This is a genomic window from Cryobacterium sp. TMN-39-2 (assembly GCF_004402745.1).
GTDB classification, from domain to species: Bacteria; Actinomycetota; Actinomycetes; order Actinomycetales; family Microbacteriaceae; genus Cryobacterium; species Cryobacterium zongtaii.
This window is the reverse complement of record NZ_SOFX01000027.1, coordinates 34,029-52,864: the sequence shown is the minus strand read 5'-3', so window position 1 is coordinate 52,864 and position 18,836 is coordinate 34,029. Positions and strand designations below refer to the sequence as shown.

Annotated in this window: 19 protein-coding genes; 12 read left to right on the top strand and 7 right to left on the bottom strand. The window is 67.4% G+C overall.

The window, feature by feature from the left end:
• Window positions 1–16: 16 nt before the first annotated feature.
• Window positions 17–958, bottom strand: a complete 942-nt coding sequence (locus tag E3O57_RS08320; RefSeq protein WP_103459788.1) for a proteasome assembly chaperone family protein — start codon at window positions 956–958, stop codon at window positions 17–19.
• 83 nt (window positions 959–1,041) lie between these two features.
• Between E3O57_RS08320 and E3O57_RS08315 the strand changes: the two genes are divergently transcribed.
• From E3O57_RS08315 to lnt, 10 genes are all read left to right on the top strand, one after another.
• A complete protein-coding gene (locus tag E3O57_RS08315; RefSeq protein WP_255455740.1) occupies window positions 1,042–1,773 on the top strand; it encodes an HAD family phosphatase in 732 nt (243 codons plus the stop codon).
• A complete protein-coding gene (locus E3O57_RS08310; protein ID WP_103431829.1) occupies window positions 1,770–2,771 on the top strand; it encodes a tRNA (adenine-N1)-methyltransferase in 1,002 nt (333 codons plus the stop codon). Before E3O57_RS08315 ends, E3O57_RS08310 begins: the two co-directional genes overlap by 4 nt.
• Window positions 2,772–2,877: 106 nt before the next feature.
• Entirely contained in the window at window positions 2,878–3,843 is a 966-nt protein-coding gene (locus E3O57_RS08305; protein WP_088456202.1) for an FKBP-type peptidyl-prolyl cis-trans isomerase, read from the top strand.
• 75 nt (window positions 3,844–3,918) lie between these two features.
• The gene (locus tag E3O57_RS08300) at window positions 3,919–4,959 is read left to right on the top strand and encodes a YafY family protein (RefSeq protein WP_103459786.1); all 1,041 of its coding nucleotides are present in this window, start codon (window positions 3,919–3,921) and stop codon (window positions 4,957–4,959) included.
• Window positions 4,956–5,978, top strand: a complete 1,023-nt coding sequence (locus E3O57_RS08295) for a YafY family protein (protein WP_088456200.1) — start codon at window positions 4,956–4,958, stop codon at window positions 5,976–5,978. The genes E3O57_RS08300 and E3O57_RS08295 overlap by 4 nt, the downstream gene beginning before the upstream one ends.
• On the top strand, window positions 5,978–6,319 hold the full coding sequence (locus tag E3O57_RS08290; protein ID WP_103459785.1) for a hypothetical protein: 342 nt from the start codon (window positions 5,978–5,980) through the stop codon (window positions 6,317–6,319). Before E3O57_RS08295 ends, E3O57_RS08290 begins: the two co-directional genes overlap by 1 nt.
• A complete protein-coding gene (gene tatA, locus E3O57_RS08285; protein ID WP_103459784.1) occupies window positions 6,313–6,555 on the top strand; it encodes a twin-arginine translocase TatA/TatE family subunit in 243 nt (80 codons plus the stop codon). The genes E3O57_RS08290 and tatA overlap by 7 nt, the downstream gene beginning before the upstream one ends.
• Window positions 6,556–6,560: 5 nt before the next feature.
• A complete protein-coding gene (tatC, locus tag E3O57_RS08280; protein ID WP_341476138.1) occupies window positions 6,561–7,355 on the top strand; it encodes a twin-arginine translocase subunit TatC in 795 nt (264 codons plus the stop codon).
• Window positions 7,356–7,363: 8 nt separating this feature from the next.
• The gene (locus E3O57_RS08275) at window positions 7,364–9,808 is read left to right on the top strand and encodes an RNA helicase (RefSeq protein ID WP_088456197.1); all 2,445 of its coding nucleotides are present in this window, start codon (window positions 7,364–7,366) and stop codon (window positions 9,806–9,808) included.
• Window positions 9,809–9,817: 9 nt separating this feature from the next.
• Window positions 9,818–11,419 carry an apolipoprotein N-acyltransferase gene (gene lnt / locus E3O57_RS08270; protein ID WP_241990352.1) on the top strand — a complete coding sequence of 534 codons (1,602 nt, stop codon included), beginning with the start codon at window positions 9,818–9,820 and terminating at the stop codon, window positions 11,417–11,419.
• Between the two features lie 49 nt (window positions 11,420–11,468).
• Here lnt and E3O57_RS08265 read toward each other — a convergent pair whose 3' ends face one another.
• From E3O57_RS08265 to E3O57_RS08250, 4 genes are all read right to left on the bottom strand, one after another.
• Window positions 11,469–11,831, bottom strand: a complete 363-nt coding sequence (locus tag E3O57_RS08265) for an RNA polymerase-binding protein RbpA (RefSeq protein ID WP_088456196.1) — start codon at window positions 11,829–11,831, stop codon at window positions 11,469–11,471.
• Between the two features lie 118 nt (window positions 11,832–11,949).
• Window positions 11,950–12,702 (bottom strand): glycerophosphodiester phosphodiesterase family protein, encoded by a 753-nt coding sequence (locus E3O57_RS08260; RefSeq protein WP_241990351.1) that lies wholly within the window; start codon window positions 12,700–12,702, stop codon window positions 11,950–11,952.
• Window positions 12,692–13,666: an SPFH domain-containing protein gene (locus E3O57_RS08255; RefSeq protein ID WP_370289932.1), complete on the bottom strand. Its 975-nt coding sequence runs from the start codon at window positions 13,664–13,666 to the stop codon at window positions 12,692–12,694. The genes E3O57_RS08260 and E3O57_RS08255 overlap by 11 nt, the downstream gene beginning before the upstream one ends.
• A 1-nt stretch (window position 13,667) precedes the next feature.
• A complete protein-coding gene (locus E3O57_RS08250; RefSeq protein WP_103479474.1) occupies window positions 13,668–14,138 on the bottom strand; it encodes an NfeD family protein in 471 nt (156 codons plus the stop codon).
• 93 nt (window positions 14,139–14,231) lie between these two features.
• On the opposite strand from E3O57_RS08250, the gene E3O57_RS08245 reads away from it, so the two are divergent.
• Window positions 14,232–14,990 carry an SDR family oxidoreductase gene (locus tag E3O57_RS08245; RefSeq protein ID WP_088456194.1) on the top strand — a complete coding sequence of 253 codons (759 nt, stop codon included), beginning with the start codon at window positions 14,232–14,234 and terminating at the stop codon, window positions 14,988–14,990.
• 9 nt (window positions 14,991–14,999) lie between these two features.
• Here E3O57_RS08245 and E3O57_RS08240 read toward each other — a convergent pair whose 3' ends face one another.
• The gene (locus E3O57_RS08240; RefSeq protein ID WP_103479473.1) at window positions 15,000–15,596 is read right to left on the bottom strand and encodes an HdeD family acid-resistance protein; all 597 of its coding nucleotides are present in this window, start codon (window positions 15,594–15,596) and stop codon (window positions 15,000–15,002) included.
• A gap of 140 nt (window positions 15,597–15,736) precedes the next feature.
• Between E3O57_RS08240 and E3O57_RS08235 the strand changes: the two genes are divergently transcribed.
• On the top strand, window positions 15,737–18,124 hold the full coding sequence (locus tag E3O57_RS08235) for an excinuclease ABC subunit UvrA (protein WP_088456192.1): 2,388 nt from the start codon (window positions 15,737–15,739) through the stop codon (window positions 18,122–18,124).
• Window positions 18,125–18,498: 374 nt separating this feature from the next.
• Here the strand turns inward: E3O57_RS08235 and E3O57_RS08230 are convergent, their stop codons facing one another.
• Window positions 18,499–18,819: a hypothetical protein gene (locus E3O57_RS08230; RefSeq protein ID WP_088456191.1), complete on the bottom strand. Its 321-nt coding sequence runs from the start codon at window positions 18,817–18,819 to the stop codon at window positions 18,499–18,501.
• Window positions 18,820–18,836: the final 17 nt, after the last annotated feature.

Sequence of the window (18,836 nt, the reverse complement as noted above, 5' to 3'; positions counted from 1 at the left end):
CCCTGGCTGGTCCACCTTAGGGCTGGCGGGGCTCCGGGCCCTGACGGCCGTCGGCCCAGCCGTCCCGGCCGCCGTCTCCGCGTTTGCGCAGGTACTTCTCGAACTCCTGGGCGATCGCCTCTCCGCTGGCCTCCGGTGAGTCGACGGTGTCCCTGGCCTGCTCGAGCTGACCGATGTACGCTGCCATCTCCTCGTCCTCGGCGGCGAGGGCGTCGATGCCCGTCTCCCACTCGGAGGCGTCGGTAACCAGGTCGCCGCGGGGGATCACAACGTCGATGATCTCCTCGAGCTTGTCGATCAGGGCGAGCATGGCCTTGGGCGACGGAGCGTTGTGCACGTAGTGCGGCACGGATGCCCAGATCGACAGGCTCGGGATACCCACGGTCTCGGCCGCCGAGGCCAGCACGCTGAGGATGCCCACGGGCCCCTCGTAGCTGCTGCGCTCGATCTGCAACTCGGCACGCACCTCGGGATTGTCGCTCGAGACGAAGATCGAGATCGGCCGGGTGTGCGGCACGTCCGCCAGCATCGCGCCGAGGAAAACGATCCCGCTCACATCCGCGGCGAGCACGGAGTCCAGGATCTCCGCCGTGAAGCTCTTCCAGCTGCGCGAGGGCTCCGTTCCGACCAGCAGGTAGATGTTTCCGGCGTTGGTGCCGCTGACCTTGAGCTGGGCGTCTTCGGCCAACGGAACCCCGCTGGCCCCGGGAACGACGGGACCGTACATGACCGCACTCGGCCACTCGATGACCCGGTGGCCGTCCTCATTGGTGGAGATGCTGGGGCGGTTGAACTGGTAGTCGAAGTAGAGTTCGGGGTCGATCCGCTTGACCTCTTCGACATCGAGGAGCTCTTTCAGCGTGCTGACGGCGCCCGTTGCGGCTTCACCCGCATCGTTCCACCCTTCGAAGGCGACCACCAGGAGACGTCCGCTGAGGAACCCATTGCCGTCTGTCACTTGAGTGAAACCTCGTGTATTCCGGCCACCACGACTGGGTGGCCTCCTTCAAGGATAGGCCGTGCCCCCTAAACTTGAACCCCGTGACACTGATCCCCGCATTCTCGTCCCCACCCGCCGCCGTTCTCTGGGACATGGACGGCACCCTGGTCGACACCGAACCGTACTGGATGCGAGCCGAACACGAGCTCGTGGAGTCCTTCGGCGGCGTCTGGACGCACGCAGACGCCATGCTCCTGGTGGGCTCCGGCCTGCTCGGCTCCGCCGCCATCCTGCAGAACCGCGGGGTGAACCTCGCCGCTGAGGCCATCGTCGAGGTGCTCACCACCCGGGTTCAGGAGCAGCTCGGTTCCGCCGGCATCCCGTGGCGCCCCGGGGCCCACGAGTTGCTCACCGAGCTGCACGGCGCCGGGATGCCGATGGCCCTGGTGACAATGTCCGAACACAGGATGGCCCGCCAGATCGCCGACCTCGTCGGCTTCGACGCCTTCGCCACCATCGTCTCCGGCGACATGGTGCAGCAGAGCAAGCCGCACCCCGAGGCCTACCTCACCGCTGCGGGCATCCTCGGCGTCGACCCCAGGCACTCCGTCGCGATCGAGGACTCCCTGCCCGGCGTCGCAGCGGCCGTCGCCTCCGGCGCCGTCGTCGTTGCGGTTCCGCACATGGTTCCGCTCGAGGAGAGCGAGCACTACACGCTGGTGCAGAGCCTGACCGGCAGCTCACTGGCGACCCTGACCAAGCTCTACCTGAACCGACGATCTTCCCCATCCACCCGCACCGTTACCCACACCGAGGACGCAACACGCGCATGAGCGACAACCAGGTCATCCAGAACAGCGGTCCGTTCCGCGCCGGCGACAGAGTGCAGCTCACCGGCCCCAAGGGCAAGCTGAACACCATCACCCTCGAACCGGGCAAGACGTTCCACACCCACCGGGGCATCCTCGAGCACAACGACATCATCGGCCTGCCCGACGCGTCCGTCGTCACCAACAACGTGGGCGTCGAACACCTCGCGTTGCGTCCGCTGCTCATCGACTTCGTCATGAGCATGCCCCGCGGCGCGGCCATCATCTACCCCAAGGATGCCGCCCAGATCCTCGCCCAGGCCGACATCTTCCCCGGCGCCACGGTGGTCGAGGCCGGCGTCGGCTCCGGGGCGCTGTCCCTCTGGCTGCTCCGCGCCATCGGCCCGGCCGGCACCCTGGCCTCCTTCGAACGCCGGGAGGAATTCTCCGACGTGGCCCGCGCCAACGTCGCCACCTTCCTCGGCAGCGACCCGCAGAACTGGTCCATCACGCTCGGCGACCTCGCCGACACGCTGCCGGAGACCATGCCGGCCCAGTCGGTCGACAGGGTCGTGCTCGACATGCTCGCCCCGTGGGAGTGCATCGATGTCGTCTCCGACGCGCTCAAGCCCGGGGGAGTGCTGCTCTGCTACGTGGCCACCGTCACCCAGCTGTCCCGCGTCGCGGAGGCCATCCGCGCCACCGGCAACTACACCAACCCCGATTCACACGAGACGATGGTGCGCGGCTGGCACGTGGAAGGCCTCGCGGTTCGCCCCGACCACCGGATGATCGGTCACACCGGTTTCCTCATCACCGCCCGCCGTCTCGCACCGGACACGATCCTGCCCGAGCTCAAGCGTCGCCCTTCAAAAACCGACTTCAGCGACGCCGACGTCGAGCTGTGGACCCCGGGCGCCCTGGGTGAGAGGTCCGTCAGCGCCAAGGTGATGCGCAAGCGCAACCGCACCGCCGAGAACGGCGCGGCGCTCTCCAAGGCTCGGGACCTCGACGCCGGATAGGATGGGCTTCGGCCTGCCGCCCGCACCAGCGGTTTCGGCCAGCATTCACCCCGAAAGTCACTCGACGGCATCATGCTGCCGCCTCCCCGTATCGAAATGAGGACCCGTGCGTAAAGTTCCCGCACTTATCGCAACCGCCGGCCTGGTGCTCGCGACCCTGACCGCCTGTAGCGCCGGCCCCGACAATGCCGACTGCACGGCTCCGGTGTCCTCCGGCGACGCGTCCAAGCTGGTGGAGGTGACCGGCAAGTTCGGTTCGTCCCCCACCGTCGACTTCCCGACCCCGCTGAAGACCGAGACCACTCAGCGCAGCGAGATCATCGACGGCACCGGCCCCGGCCTCACCGAAGGCCAAAAGGTGCAGGTCGACCTCAGCGTCTTCAACGCCACCACGGGTGAGGCCATTGAGCAGAGCTCGTACGACGGCACCACCATGGCCAGCTTTGTCCTCAACGACCAGACCCTCACCGGCCTGACCGACGGTCTGCTCTGTGCCCAGGTGGGCTCCAGGGTCGCCGTTGTCGCGTCGGCGGCCGACACCTTCGGTCCGGCCGGCGGCAACGAAGACATCGGCGTCGCCGCGGACGATTCGCTCGTGTTCGTGCTCGACGTCGTCAAGGCGTACCTCACCCGCGCCGACGGCGCCGACCAGCTGCCCGTGGCCGGACTGCCCGCCGTGGTCCTCGCGGATGACGGCACCCCCGGCATCACGATTCCCTCGGCCGAGCCGCCCACCGAGCTGAAGGTCGGCGTGCTCAAGAAGGGCGACGGCGAGACCGTCACCGACGGGTCCACGGTCACCGTGCACTACACCGGTGTCGTCTGGGACTCCAAGGAGGTCTTCGACTCCAGCTGGGCCGCCGGAACCCCGGCCGCTTTCGTGGCCGCGGACGGTTCCACCACCGAGGGCGGCGTGATCCCCGGCTTCGCCAACGCTCTCATCGGCCAGACCGTCGGCTCCCAGATCGTTGCCGTCCTCCCGCCCGACCAGGCTTACGGCGACCAGGCGACCGACACCATCCCGGCCGGCTCCACGCTGGTCTTCGTCGTAGACATCCTCGGCGTCGACTAACCGGCTTCCCGGCCCATCCCGCGGTCCCCGCGGGATGGGCCGACCATTGAGTGCACCACCGATAGAATCGCGTACGTGTCGCCCACCCCAGAACAGCCGCACCCGGTCACTGTCGAGGAACGCCTCTTCAGCCTGGTCCTTGCGCTCATTGCCACCCAGATCGGCCTGACCAAGGCCGACATCCTCTCGACCGTGCAGGGCTACCGGCAACGGTTCCGGGTCGGCGGTGACAACGCCAGCCTCGAGCGGCAGTTCGAACGCGACAAGGACGACATCCGGGAACTGGGCATCCCGCTCGAGACCATCGAGTCGCCCGACGACCCGGGCAGCAACCACCATCTGCGTTACCGCATCCCCAAGGGGCTCTACGACCTGCCGGCAGACATCGTCTTCTCGCCCGACGAGATCATGCTGCTCAAACTCGCCGCCGCGGTGTGGCGGGAGGGGTCCCTCTCCGCCGAATCCCGCCGCGCACTCACCAAGCTCAACTCTCTCGGCATCGACTCGAGCGACCCCGTGATCGGTTACGCACCGTCGCTGCGCGCCCGCGAGGCGTCCTTCGAACCCCTCGGCAAGGCCATGGACCGCGGCCAGGTCGTCGCATTCCTCTACCTCAAACCGGGCGAGAGCGCGCCGCGCCGCCGGGTCATCGCCCCGCTGGCCGTGGTGCTGCACGAGGGCCGGTGGCACCTGTACGCCGCCGATCAGGATGCCGGCGCCACCCGCACCTTCCTGCTCGCCAGGATCGTCGGCCCCGTGGTGACCGTGCCCGGTCGCACCATCGCGCCGGCCGAGGACGGTCAGGGCGAACGGGCCCTCGCCGAACTCGACGCGTTATGGCAGGCCCAGGTCGCACTGATCACCGTCGAACCCGGCTCGGATGCCGCGGTGCGGCTGAGCAAGCGCGGCGAGCCCGGAAGCGCCGCGGACAGCGTCGAACTGCACTACACCGACGTCAACATCCTCGCCGACGAGCTGGCCGGCTACGGGCCGGAGGTCTACGTGCTGTCCCCGCCCACCCTGATCGACGCCGTCCTGGAACGGCTCCGCCGGGTGCGGGACAGCCACGCCCCACTGATCGAGACGCCACTGCCCCGGCCGGAGGCAGCACGATGACCGCCGCCAAGCCCGTCGCGTTCGGAGCATCGGACAAGCTCACCTTCCTGCTGTCCCTCGTGCCGTATCTGATGGACCACGACAAAGTGAGCGTCACCGCGGTGGCCGACCACTTCGGGGTCACTCCCGAGCGGGTGCGGGATGCGGTGAACCTCATCGCCATGTCGGGGGTGCCTGGGGAGACCCGGCAGTACCTGCACGGCGACCTCTTCGACATCCAGTGGGACGAATTCGAAACCAACGACAACATCGTCCTCACCCACCTGGTAGCCATCGACGATTCGCCGCGGTTCTCGGCCCGAGAGGCAGCCGCGCTCATCGCCGGGCTGCAGTATCTCTCCGCCCTCCCCGAGAACGGCGACCGGGACGCCATCGCCACGCTGATGGCCAAGCTCACCCGCAGCTCCACGGGCGCTCCCAGCCAGCTCGCGGTGTCCCGCACCGACGCCGACGTGGCCATTTCGGTCATCCAGGCCGCCGTGCGGGCGGGTACCCAGGTGGAATTCGACTACCTCAATGCCCGGGGGACCGATGAGCATCGCTGTGTCGACCCGTTGCGGATCGAATCGGTCGACAGCGATTGGTACCTGCGCGGCTGGTGCCATCTGCGCGAGGCCATGCGCACCTTCCGACTCGACCGGATGAGCAACCTGCGTTCGACGGATGTGCCCGCTGACGCCCACGATGACGGCGTCCTCCTGCCGGACACCCTGTTCCAGGGCACGGCCGACGACCTCACCGTCACGATCGAACTGCCGGCTGCGGCCCTGGAACTCCTCGCCGACTATGGGCCGGTTCCGCACGGACCGGCCGACGACGAGGGACGCTCCAGGGCGCAGGTGCGGGTGTCGCACTTCCACGGTCTCAAACGGCTCGTTGCCGGCCTGTCCGGCGTCGTCACCGTGGTGGATCCGGGCCTGGCCAGGCAGACCGTCGCCGAGTGGGCAGCCGCCGGCGCCGCCCGGTACGAGTCGCCGGCTACCGCGCAGAGCGAGCCCACCGCCGGGGCGACGACCTGATGCCGGTCTGGTCCTGGATCCTGATCTGGGCGCTGCTGGTCGCCGGGCTCCTCGCGATGCTGGCCTGGTTCGCGGTGCGCCTGTTTCGCAAGCTGATGGTCACCTTCGGCGCCCTCGAAGACCTCGGCGACCAGCTGGCCGAACTCGACCTCGACACCGCGCTGCCGAGGAAACCATTCTCACCGGCGGTGTTCCAGAAACGACGGGACTTGGCCGCCGCGATCGACCAGGCTCGCATCGAGCGTGCGCACCGACGAGCGCACCGGCGGGATCTCAGGATCAACCGGGGTAAACTAATCCAACACACTCCCTACAAGCCAGAGGATCGACCCTCATGTTGAGCAATCTGACCGGATGGCACTTTCTGATCATCCTCGTCGTCATCCTGCTGTTGTTCGGTGCGCCCAAGCTGCCCGGCCTGGCCCGCAGCCTCGGCCAGTCAATGAAGATCTTCAAGAACGAGATCAAGACCGACACCGTTGACGAGCCTGCAGACAAGACCGGCACGCCGGCGCACCCGGACGCCGCTGACGGTACGACGCGGACCGTCGGCCCGGGCGACCAGACGAAGTCCTAACTCCCGTGGCCGTGCGCACCACCAAGCGTGCGAACCGTGCGGGCACGATGTCGCTGGGCCAGCATCTGGTCGAGCTGCGCAAGCGCCTGTTCCGTGCCGCCGCCGGTATCCTCGTCGGAGCCATCATCGGCTGGATGCTCTCCGAGGGAGTCTGGTCCGCGCTGCGCGAACCGATCTACGCCATCATCGAGGCGCAGGACCGGAACGCACAGATCAATTACCCCGACATCACCTCTGCCTTCGACCTCAAGCTGAAGATCGCGTTCTACGTGGGCCTGGTGGTGTCCAGCCCGATCTGGCTGTACCAGATCTTCGCGTTCCTGATGCCGGGCCTCACCCGCGGCGAGAAGAAGTACGTCTACGGCTTCGTGCTGACGGCGGTGCCCCTGTTCCTCGCCGGCTGTGCGGCCGGCTGGTATGTGCTGCCGCAGGTCGTCGGCCTCATGACGAGCTTCGCGCCGCCGGAGGACGCGGCCTTCATCAATGCCCAGAACTACCTGGATTTCACCCTCAAACTACTCGTCGCCATCGGCATCGCCTTTGTGTTGCCCGTCTTTGTGGTCCTGCTCAATTTTGCCGGGGTGATCAGCGCCGCCTCGATCATCAAGTCCTGGCGCATCGCCGTTCTGGTGATCATCCTCTTCACCGCCATCGCCACCCCGGCCGCTGACGTGATCTCGATGTTCATGCTCGCGGTCCCGATGATCCTGCTGTACTTCGCCGCATACGGAATCGCGTACCTGCACGACAAGCGCGCCGCCCGGCGCGCCCGTGCCCTCGAACGGGAGTTGGCGCTCTAGCGCACCAGATGACAGACCTCCAGTCACCGGCAGACCGGTACACAGCAGCACGCCTGCGGGCGCAGACCCCCAAACTCGAGACATTCCGTCGGGGCTTGCGCTTCGACCTGGATTCCTTCCAGCTCGCCGCGGGGGCGTCGCTCGAGGCCGGGAACAGCGTGCTCGTCGCCGCGCCCACCGGCGCCGGCAAGACCGTCGTCGCCGAGTTCGCCATCTTCCTGGCCATGCAGCAGAAGACCGCCAAGGTCTTCTACACCGCGCCGATGAAGGCGCTGAGCAACCAGAAGTTCCAGGAGCTCGTCGCCGAATACGGCGCAGACCAGGTGGGCCTGCTCACGGGGGACACCAACGTCAACGCCGGCGCCCGGATAGTCGTGATGACGACCGAAGTGCTCCGCAACATGCTCTACGCCGATTCCGACCTGCTCGGCAATCTCGCGTTCGTCATCATGGACGAGGTTCACTACCTGGCCGACCGCTTCCGCGGGGCGGTCTGGGAAGAGGTCATCATCCACCTGCCCCAGTCGGTGCGGATGGTGTCGCTGAGCGCGACGGTGTCCAACGCTGAGGAATTCGGTGACTGGCTGCAGGCCGTCCGCGGCGACACCGACGTCATTGTTTCGGAGGAACGGCCGGTCCCACTGGACCAGCACGTGCTGGTCAAGAGCAAGATGCTGGACCTGTTCGATTCGTCGGGGCTGGCCGCCACCCACCGGGTGAACCCGGAGCTGGTGCGACTGAATCAGGCCGGCGGTCGGCCGCTCTCCGACAGGTCAGGCCGTGGCCGCCGGGGCTCGAACCAGAGCAGGTACCACCAGCAGCGCGCGCAAGCGGAGTCCGGTCGCATGGACCGAGCCGAGATCGTGCGGATGCTCGAGGGCAAGCACCTGCTGCCCGCCATCTTTTTCATCTTCAGCCGGGTCGGCTGCGATCAGGCCGTGCGCCAGGTCCTCCGCGCCGGCGTGCGCCTCACCGACACCGCCGAGCGCGATCAGATCCGGCAGATCGTCGACGAACGCTGCCGCACCCTGCTCGACGAGGACCTCGCCGTTCTGGGCTACTGGGAGTGGCTCGACGGGCTTGAACGCGGCGTGGCAGCCCACCACGCCGGCATGCTGCCAGCCTTTAAGGAAGTCGTCGAAGAGCTCTTCCAGAAGAAGCTGGTCAAAGCCGTTTTTGCCACGGAGACGCTGGCGCTGGGTATCAACATGCCGGCCCGCACCGTGGTGCTCGACAAGCTCGAGAAGTTCAACGGTGAAGCGCGGGTTCCGATCACGCCGGGGGAGTACACCCAGCTCACCGGTCGCGCCGGCCGCCGCGGCATCGACGTTGAGGGGCACGCCGTCATCCAGTGGCAGCAGGGCCTGGACCCGCAGGCCGTCGCCTCGCTGGCGTCCCGGCGCACCTACCCGTTGAACTCCAGCTTCAAACCCACCTACAACATGGCCGTCAACCTCATCGACCAGTTCGGCCGGGAACACACCCGGGAGGTTCTGGAGTCCTCGTTCGCACAGTTCCAGGCCGACCGCGCCGTGGTCGACCTGGCCCGGCGGGTGCGGCAGCAGCAGAGTTCGCTGGACGGGTACGCCACCTCGATGGCCTGCCACCTGGGCGACTTCACCGAGTATTCGGGCATCCGGCGACGTCTGTCCGACCTCGAACGTGAGAATGCCGCCGCCGATTCGAATGCGCGGGGCCGGGACCGGCGCCAGAAGGAATTGGCCGCTCTGCGGAAGCGCATGCGCGCGCACCCCTGCCACAGCTGCCCGGACCGCGAAGCCCACGCCCGCTGGGCACAGAGGTGGTGGAAACTGACCCGGGAGACCGAGGCGCTGACCAGCCAGATCACGGCCCGCACCGGGGCCGTCGCCCGGGTGTTCGACAGGGTCACCGATGTCTTGCTCGGCTTCGGCTACCTTGTGCCCGGCGAGGGCCGCGCCGTAACGCTGAGCGAGAGCGGCCGCATCTTGCGCCGCATCTACGCCGACCGCGACCTGCTCGTCGCCGAATCGCTGCGCCGTGGCCTCTGGAACTCCCTCGATGCGCCCAGCCTCGCCGCCATGGCGTGCGCCCTGGTCTTCGAACCGCGCCGGGACGAGGGCGAGACCGACGAGAGGTTCCTGCCCAAGGGCCCGTTCCGGCCCGCGCTGGACGCCACCTCGATCCTGTGGAGCCAGCTCGACGACCTCGAACGGGACCACAAGCTGCCCGGCAGCAACCCCCTCGCGGGTGGCCTGAGCCTGGCGATGTGGAAGTGGGCGCGCGGCGACTCGCTCGGCCTGGTGCTGGAGGAGGCCGAGATGGCTGCGGGTGACTTCGTGCGTTGGACCAAGCAGACCATCGACCTCCTCGACCAGCTCTCGCTCGTCGCGGACGGCCCCGTCGGTCGGACGGCGCGAGTGGCGATGGACTCCATTCGGCGCGGCATCGTGGCGTATTCCTCGGTCGCTTAGGCTATTGAAGTGAACACCGGCATACTCCGACGCACCGGCCTGCCCCTGTGGGCGGCGATTCTGCTGGCCGCCGGCGCCGGCGCGATCATGGACGCCGGGTTCCCGGATCGGTCCTGGTGGATCCTGGCCCCCGTCGGTGCGGCGCTGATGTTCCTGGCCCTACTCGGACGCGGGCCCTGGACGGGCCTGCTGGTCGGCCTGGTGGCCGGCCTGTCGTTCTGGCTCATCCACATCAGCTGGCTCACCCTGTACCTCGGCCCGGTGCCCTGGCTGGCCCTGGCCGGGCTCGAGGCGCTCTTCTTCGCGGTCGGCCTGGCGCTCACCGCGGTGGTGCTGAACGTCGGCCCACGACTCTGGCCGTCCGTCGCCGGCCGGATCGGTGTGCTGCCGGTCGTCGTCGCCGGGTTGTGGACGGCTCGCGAAGCGATTTCCGCGGTGTGGCCATACGGTGGTTTCGCCTGGGGCCGCATCGCCATCTCCCAATCCGAGAGCCCGTTCAACGGGCTCATCGCCTGGGTGGGCATGTCCGGTCTCAGTTTTGTGATGGTCTGGCTCAGCGCCCTGGCCGTGCAACTGTGCCGCGAGCCCGGGGTGCGCGTCGGCGCCAGGTCTGCGATCGCGGTGGCCGCGGTGGCGGTGCTGTTGGCGTTCCCCGCCTGGCCGACCCTGCAAAGCGGGACCGCCCGTATCGCGGCCGTGCAGGGCGCCTCCGACGCCGGCCTATTCGCGCAGAATGAACCCGGCCAGATCCTGAACGACCACGTCTCGGCGACCCTGCCACTGGTGGGTGAACCTGTCGACTTCGTCGTCTGGCCGGAGAACGGCATCGACGTCGACCCGCTCCGCTCGACGGAATCGGCCCGCGTTGCGGACTACATCAGCCGGGCCATGGATGCTCCACTGATCGCCGGAACCATCACCGAGCGGGACGGCAAGTTCTACAACACCTCGTTGCTCTGGAAGGCCGACGACGGCGCCGTCGACCTCTACGACAAGGTGCACCCGGTCCCGTTCGCGGAGTACATGCCGGACCGGGCCTTCTGGCGACCGTTCGCGCCCGATCTGATCGACCTGGTGTCCCGGGACTACGAGATCGGCACCCGGGACAATGTCTTCGACATCGACGGCATCATCGCGGGCATCGCCATCTGCTTCGACATCGCCGACGACCAGCTCGTGCACGAGATGATCGACGACGACGCCGAGATCATCCTGGCCCAGACCAACAACGCAGACTTCGGTCGCACGGATGAGTCGGTGCAGCAGCTGGCGATCGCGAGGCTCCGAGCCATCGAGGCCGGACGCACGGTGGTGAACATCTCGACCGTCGGAACGAGCGCTATCGTCACGCCGGACGGTGAGACGCTCGACAGCCTGCCCACCTGGGTGCCCGGTGCCATGATCCAGACCGTTCCGCTGAGCGTGTCGACCACACCGGCGATGACGGCGGGACGGCCCCTGGAATGGTTCGTGTCCGGCCTCGGCCTGGCGGGGCTGCTGTTCTGCGTCGTGTCGGCCAGAGCCCTGGGGCTCTCCGACGCCGGCCCCCGGTTGGCGCCGGCGCCGGTTGTCGCCGACCGCGCGAAGATACGCAAACGGCGCCGGGGTTAGCCGACGCCGTCAGGTGTGTGCGCGGGAGCCAGGCTGCCCGCTGAGCCGGTTACGCGCCGACTTTTTGGCCCCGACGCTGACGCAGGACCGCGAGGCGTTCCTCCAGCAGCTCTTCGAGCTCGGCCCGGGTGCGACGCTCCAGGAGCATGTCCCAGTGGGTGCGGGCGATCTTTTCGTCGGAGTGGTCGACGACCACGGGCTTCGAATCAACCAACCGGGTTGCGGTCTGGGAGCAGAAACGGCACTCCCACTCATCTGGTGCCTCGGCTTCGGCGGAGAAAATCATCACCGTCTCGCGTTCGCACGTTGCACACAAGTACGTGTGACTCACGCGTGGGGAAAAGGTCACGCCCTCTTCGCTCTGCAGGCTCTGTGAACCCAACCTCATGCCACGCAAACTACGATCTGCCATCGTGTGGTCTCCTCTCGCGATGCATTCACAGTTCTAAACCATCAAGCTGTGCGTTATCTTTCCGTTACCGCCGATCTCGCGGGGATCTCTCAGAAACCGCCGCCTGTCGCAGACGGTTTCACCGCCGGGCGACCACATGGGCAGCGAGGTCGCATCGGTCGGTGACGAGACCGTCCACGCCGAGCGCCAACAGCCGGGCCATCACGGCCGGGTCGTTGACGGTCCACACGTGCACCTCCACGCCGATGGCATGCATCCGGTTGATCACCCGCGGGGTGACGATGCGCAGCCGTCCGGCCCGAACCGGAACCTGGATGGCGTGGACCCCGCGCAGGATGCGGGGGAGCGCCCAGTGCTGCCGGAGTCCGACCGCGGCCAGCATCAGGGCGATTCCCTGGGCAGACGCCGACGTCGCCGCTCCGGGGACGGCCCGGAGCACCCGACGTCGCCGGCTCTCAGAGAACGAGGTGAGGAGCACCCGGCGGGATGCGGCGGCGGCCCGGATGGCGCGCGCGGCGGGCAACACGGCGTCGGCGGACTTGACGTCGATGTTGAACCTGGCGTCCGGGAAGGCGGCCAACGCCTCCGCGAGCGAGCAATAGGTCTGGCCCGCGCCGAGGTCGACCCGGCTGAGCTGGGCCATCGTGAGAGCGTTCACGGCCGGGCCGTCATTCGGCAGGACCGGGTCGTGGCTGATCACGGCGACGCCGTCGCTGCTGGCGTGCACATCTGTTTCGAGGTGCGTAGCCCCGCCGACGATGGCCTGCAGGAAGGCGAGCAGGGTGTTTTCCCGCGCCTGCGTGCTCAGGCCCCGGTGCGCGAGGATCCGCGGCCCTGGCGGGGACAGGAACGTCGTCAGGTCAGCGTTCACGATCGGGTCCCGGGGTCTCTGGGCCGATCCCGGCTGCGTCGGCGGCAGCCGGGTGGGAGCCGGCAACCGGATTCGGGCCGAAGGCCCGACCGATCCCTTTCATCGCCTCGGTCAGCTCACTGGGCACTATCCAGAGCTTGTTCGCCGTGCCGTCCGCCAGCTTGGGCAGGGTCTGCAGATACTGGTAGGCGAGGAGCTTCGGGTCGGGGTCGCCGTCGTGGATGGCCTTGAAGACCGTGGTGATGGCCTCCGCCTCTCCCTGGGCCCGCAGCACGGCAGCCTTGGCCTGGCCTTCCGCCTGCAGGATCGAGGCCTGACGCGCGCCCTCCGCCGTGAGTATGGCGGACTGCTTGGTGCCCTCGGCCGTGAGGATCAGAGCTCGGCGGTCTCGTTCGGCGCGCATCTGCTTCTCCATCGAGTCCTGGATCGAGTGCGGCGGGTCGATGGCCTTCAGCTCCACCCGGCCGACCCTGATGCCCCACTTCCCGGTGGCCTCGTCCAGCACGATCCGCAGTTGCCCGTTGATGTTGTCCCGGCTGGTCAGAGCCTCTTCAAGGTTGAGCCCGCCGACCACGTTGCGCAGGGTGGTCGTGGTCAGCTGCTCGACCGCACCGAGGTAGTTGGCGATCTCATAGGTCGCGGCGCGGGCATCCGTCACCTGGAAGTAGACGACGGTGTCGATCGACACCACCAGATTGTCCTCGGTGATCACCGGCTGCGGTGGAAAAGACACCACCTGTTCGCGCATGTCGATGAGCGGCCGCACCCGGTCGATGAACGGCACCAGGATGTTGAGGCCGGGCATCAGGGTCTTGTGGTACTTGCCGAGGCGTTCGACGACACCGGCACTGGCCTGCGGAATGATGCGGATGGTGCGCACAAGCACCACCACGACAAAGACCAGAACGACGATGATGAGGACCACAACGAAGATCTGGAGAAGGAGTTGATCGAGATTTGGCACGTTAATCGGTCCTTTCCTCGGGGACGACAACAGCTGTGGAGCCTTCGATGGCCGACACCAGGACCCGCTCGCCGGGATCGATGCGGGTCTGGGTCCGGTCGGGGGAGAGGCGGGCCGTCCAGGTCTCGCCGTTGTCGAGCCTGACCAGGCCGCCCAGTTCGGCGATGGTGGAGGACACCCGCCCGCCCATGCCGATCAGCGCGGCCACGTTGCTCGGTGGCACTGCCGCCGCGCTCTTGGCCATCAGGCGTAAGAGCACCGGGCGGATGAGCAGCAACAGCAGCACCGACACGGCGCCGGCGACGAGGATCTGCACCCACCATTCCCAGCCGAGCAGGTTCGCTCCCAGCCCGGCGAGACTGCCGACGGCGATCATCAGAAAGGTGAAATCCAAGGTCAGCAGCTCGATGATGACGCAGACCAGGATGAAGACCAGCCATACGATCCATAGGTAGTCCGTCAAATCCACCATGTCGTCGCCCCTCTTAGCGTCGCTTGCAGATGACGCTAGCACTTGGAGGTGTTGGGCATGTTGGTAGTGTTTATCACCGTGAGCACACCTACGATGAATCCCCTCCAGCCCGGCAGTCTCTCGGGAAAGCGCATCCTCGTCACGGGCTCGTCCCGGGGGATCGGAGCCGACACCGTCGCCTACTTCGCCGAAGCCGGCGCGAAGGTCGTCATCAACTACCGCAACAAGGAAGCGCGCGCCACCAAGCTGGCCGACGCCATCCGCGCCGCCGGCGGAACCGCGATCACCGTGGCCGCCGACCTCACCGACGCGGAATCCGTCTCGGCCATGTTCGACACCATCCGCGCCGAGTACGGCGGACTCGACATCCTCGTGATGAATGCCTCCGGCGGCATGGAGTCCGGCATGGCCGAGGACTATGCCATGCAGTTGAACCGCGACGCCCAGGTCAACCTGCTCACCGCGGCCGTGCCGCTGCTCAGCGACGGCGCCCGCGTGGTCTTCATCACGAGCCACCAGGCGCATTTCGTCGACACCGCGTCGAATGTGGCCGTCTACGAGCCGGTGGCCCGCAGCAAGCGTGCCGGCGAGGACGCGCTCCGCGCCGTCATCCCCGAACTTGCCGAGGCCGGCATCGGTTTTGTCGTCGTCTCCGGTGACATGATCCAGGGCACCATCACGGCGGTCCTGCTCGAGCGCGCGAATCCCGGTGCCATCAGCGCCCGCCAGGATTCTGCCGGCAAGCTGTACAACGTCAGCGAGTTCGCCGCGGAGATCGTACTGGCCGCCGTCGAGCCGGTCCCGGCGAACAACACCCGCTACGTCGGCGACACCTCCGACTTCACCAGCTAGTACCGTCAGTCACCCGGCACTGACGCCCCGCCCGAAGGTGAACGCGCGCACCAGCTGAACGAGTCCCGAGATGATCAGCATGATGCCGCCGATCGTGACGAGGACGCCGATGGTCTGCACCGGGGCGAACAGCACGATCAGGCCCGCCAGGACGCCGACGACGCCGAGCAGGATTCCGGGCCAGCGGCTGGAGTCCGTGGTGTACTCCACCAGCGCCGCCACGCCCTCGACGATCCAGACGATGCCGACGACCAGTCCGAGAACGGCCAACGACCCCTCGGGGTTCCGGAGCGCCAGGATGCCCAGGATCAGCACCAGCACGCCGAGAACTATATTGAGCACCCGGCCGCCGGCGGCCGACCCGGTGCTGGCCACCCCGCGCGCGATCCTGACGACACCGCTGATCACGAAATAGAGCCCGAACAACACCGCGATGACCGTGAGGGTGGCCTCGGTCCAGACCAGCAGGATCGCCCCGATGGCGATGGCCACCACGGCGCTGACCGCGAAGGCCACCCGGATCCCGCTTATCTCTCTGGCGCTCAGCTGCCGAGGGTCGATGGCGATGGCGAGGACTGCGCTGGTGGGTCCGACGGTGTTGGGCATGGCGCCAACCTAATCCGATGCCGCTCCCACGGCTACGCGCCGTCGACCCGACAATCAAACTGCCCGGTGACCATGGCGATCCTCACGTATGCTCGAAGCTGGTCGACTGCAGAGCCCCGGCACCCATTCTTGGAGACACGATGAACGCTTCAGCCCCCACGGCCCCGCCGTCGTCCAACCAGGTTGCCGACAGCCACGACCTGATCCGGGTGCAGGGCGCCCGGGAGAACAACCTCAAGGACATCAGCGTCGAGATCCCCAAACGCCGACTGACCGTGTTCACCGGCGTGTCCGGCTCCGGCAAGAGCTCACTGGTGTTCAGCACCATCGCCGCGGAGTCCCAGCGGATGATCAACGAGACCTACAGCACCTTCCTGCAGGGCTTCATGCCATCGCTGGCCCGGCCGGATGTCGACCTGCTCAGCGGATTGACCACCGCGATCATCGTCGACCAGGAACGGATGGGCGCCAACGCCCGGTCGACGGTCGGCACAGCCACCGACGCCAACGCGCTGCTGCGCATCCTGTTCAGCCGGCTCGGCCAGCCGCACCTCGGCTCGCCGCAGGCGTTCTCCTTCAACGTCGCATCCATCTCCGGCGCCGGCGCCGTCACCATCGAGCGAGGCGGCACCACGACCAAGGAACGGCGCAGCTTCAGCATTACAGGCGGAATGTGCCCGCGCTGCGAGGGTATGGGCACCGTGAACGACATCGACCTGACCCAGCTGTACGACGACTCCAAGTCGCTGAACGAGGGTGCGCTCACCATCCCCGGTTACACCGCCGAAGGCTGGGGCGTCAAGATCTTCACGGGCTCCGGCTTCCTCAACGCCGACAAGCCGATCCGTGACTACACCACGAAGGAACGGCACGACTTCCTCTACAAGGAGCCGGTCAAAGTGAAGGTCGGTGACATCAACATGACCTACGAGGGCCTGATCCCCAAGGTGCAGAAATCGTTCCTGGCCAAGGACCGTGAGGCCATGCAGCCGCACATTCGCGCCTTCGTGGACCGCGCCGTCACCTTCGCGACCTGCCCGGACTGCGGTGGCACCCGTCTCAGCGAGGGCGCCAGGTCGTCCCGCATCGACGGCGTCAACATCGCGGATGCCTGCGCCATGCAGATCAGTGACCTCGCCGCGTGGGTGCGCACCATTCACGACCCGTCGGTGGCCCCGCTGCTGGCGGCTTTGCAGCACCTGTTCGATTCGTTCACCGAGATCGGCCTGGGCTATCTGTCGCTCGACCGGCCGGCCGGCACCCTGTCCGGGGGAGAGGCGCAGCGTACCAAGCTGATCCGGCACCTCGGCTCGTCGCTCACCGACGTCACCTATGTCTTCGACGAACCCACCATCGGCCTGCACCCGCATGACATCCAGCGGATGAACGAGCTGCTGCTGCGCCTGCGGGACAAGGGCAACACCGTGCTCGTGGTGGAGCACAAGCCGGAGATGATCGCCATCGCCGACCACATCATCGACCTCGGCCCCGGCGCCGGCACGGCGGGCGGATCGGTCTGCTTCGAGGGCACCCTCGAGGGCCTCCGAGCCAGCGACACCCTCACCGGCCGCCACCTCGACTACCGCGCGAGGGTGAAGAAGGCCGTGCGCACGCCCACCGGTGCCCTGGAGATCCGTGGCGCGACGGAGCACAACCTTGAGGACGTCGATGTCGACATCCCACTCGGGGTGCTCGTGGTCATCACCGGCGTGGCCGGCTCGGGCAAGAGTTCGCTGGTGCACGGATCGATCCCCGCCGGCGCCGGCGTGGTATCGATCGACCAGGGCGCGATCCGCGGCTCACGCCGGAGCAACCCGGCCACCTACACGGGAATGCTCGAGCCGATTCGCAAGGCCTTCGCAAAGGCCAACGGTGTCAAACCGGCCCTGTTCAGCTCCAACTCCGAGGGCGCCTGCCCGAATTGCAACGGAGCCGGCGTGATCTTCACCGACCTGGGCCCGATGGCGACGGTCTCAACCACCTGCGAGGTGTGTGAGGGCAAGCGGTTCGACGCATCCGTGCTGGAATACCGGCTCGGTGGCCGGGATATCAGCGAGGTTCTCGCAATGTCGGTCACCGAGGCCGTGGCGTTCTTCGGCGCCGGTGAGGCCCGGATCCCGGCCGCGCACGCCATTGTCGTCGGCTTGGCCGACGTGGGGCTCGGCTACCTCAGCCTGGGCCAGACGCTCTCGACGCTGTCCGGGGGAGAGCGGCAGCGGCTGAAGCTGGCCATGCACCTGTCGGAAAAGGGCGGCGTGTACGTTCTCGACGAGCCGACGACGGGCCTGCACCTCGCTGACGTCGAACAGCTTCTCGGCCTGCTGGACCGGCTGGTCGATGCCGGCAAAACTGTCATCGTCGTTGAACACCACCAGGCGGTGATGGCCCACGCTGACTGGATCATCGACCTGGGTCCCGGCGCCGGTCGCGACGGCGGCCGGATCGTTTTCGAGGGAACTCCGGCCGACCTCGTCGCCGCACGGTCCACCCTCACCGGCCAGCATCTGGCGGCGTACGTCGGCGCCTGAGCCGATTTTCTTGACATAATATGCGTTGGGCTCGGGCCGCACCGTTTCAGCCGGAAGGGGTGCGACGACTGGTGCCACCGGCGTCGTTCCTACGGCGCCTTCGGGTTTCCGCACGCTCTCGTTCCGTGACCGGCGTGCGATCGAAAACCCTGCCGAGCCGACCCAGGCGGGCAGTGATGGGGATCTAGCCGGAGAGTTTCCAACGCCGGATGAACGAGGACCGACCCTGTTTTCCCGGGATTGGAACATGACCGATAATGCACATTATGTCAACAAGCGGAAATCGGACCGAGAATCAATCTCGGGTTGAGGGTTTCACAGCTCGTCGGCGATCCGCGTGACGACCGCCACCTGCGGTCGCACTCCGCGCAGACTCACTCCGGCAAGCCCTCGTCCGGGCGACGACGGATCACCATGCCGTATTCATTCACCGGCTCGAAAGCATCCCGGTCCCAGGCCCCGGGGTGCGGGACCGGGCAGTTCAACACGGTGTCATGTGCCGAGTGCTCGATGGTGTGCTCGGTCATCGGCCGGCCGCACACCGGGCACTGGGCCAGCCCGGTCGTCTCGGCCGCGTCGTAGGTGCCGACGGGCGGCGAGTCGAAGGCGGGCCGGAGTCGGTCTTCTACCCAGTCGAACAAGCGGTTGGCGCCCTTGCGGTGAGCCTGGGCCGAGGATTTCTCATTCTGGACCATGGCCACAGCGTACGCCC

Excerpts from the sequence above, each read along its gene's own strand:
- E3O57_RS08230 (WP_088456191.1), bottom strand. The coding sequence starts at position 18,819 with ATGGTCCAGAATGAGAAATCCTCGGCCCAGGCTCACCGCAAGGGCGCC.
- E3O57_RS08235 (WP_088456192.1), top strand. The coding sequence starts at position 15,737 with ATGAACGCTTCAGCCCCCACGGCCCCGCCGTCGTCCAACCAGGTTGCC.
- E3O57_RS08290 (WP_103459785.1), top strand. The coding sequence starts at position 5,978 with ATGCCGGTCTGGTCCTGGATCCTGATCTGGGCGCTGCTGGTCGCCGGG.
- E3O57_RS08240 (WP_103479473.1), bottom strand. The coding sequence starts at position 15,596 with ATGCCCAACACCGTCGGACCCACCAGCGCAGTCCTCGCCATCGCCATC.
- E3O57_RS08275 (WP_088456197.1), top strand. The coding sequence starts at position 7,364 with ATGACAGACCTCCAGTCACCGGCAGACCGGTACACAGCAGCACGCCTG.
- E3O57_RS08265 (WP_088456196.1), bottom strand. The coding sequence starts at position 11,831 with ATGGCAGATCGTAGTTTGCGTGGCATGAGGTTGGGTTCACAGAGCCTG.
- tatA (WP_103459784.1), top strand. The coding sequence starts at position 6,313 with ATGTTGAGCAATCTGACCGGATGGCACTTTCTGATCATCCTCGTCGTC.
- E3O57_RS08250 (WP_103479474.1), bottom strand. The coding sequence starts at position 14,138 with ATGGTGGATTTGACGGACTACCTATGGATCGTATGGCTGGTCTTCATC.
- E3O57_RS08295 (WP_088456200.1), top strand. The coding sequence starts at position 4,956 with ATGACCGCCGCCAAGCCCGTCGCGTTCGGAGCATCGGACAAGCTCACC.
- E3O57_RS08310 (WP_103431829.1), top strand. The coding sequence starts at position 1,770 with ATGAGCGACAACCAGGTCATCCAGAACAGCGGTCCGTTCCGCGCCGGC.
- E3O57_RS08245 (WP_088456194.1), top strand. The coding sequence starts at position 14,232 with ATGAATCCCCTCCAGCCCGGCAGTCTCTCGGGAAAGCGCATCCTCGTC.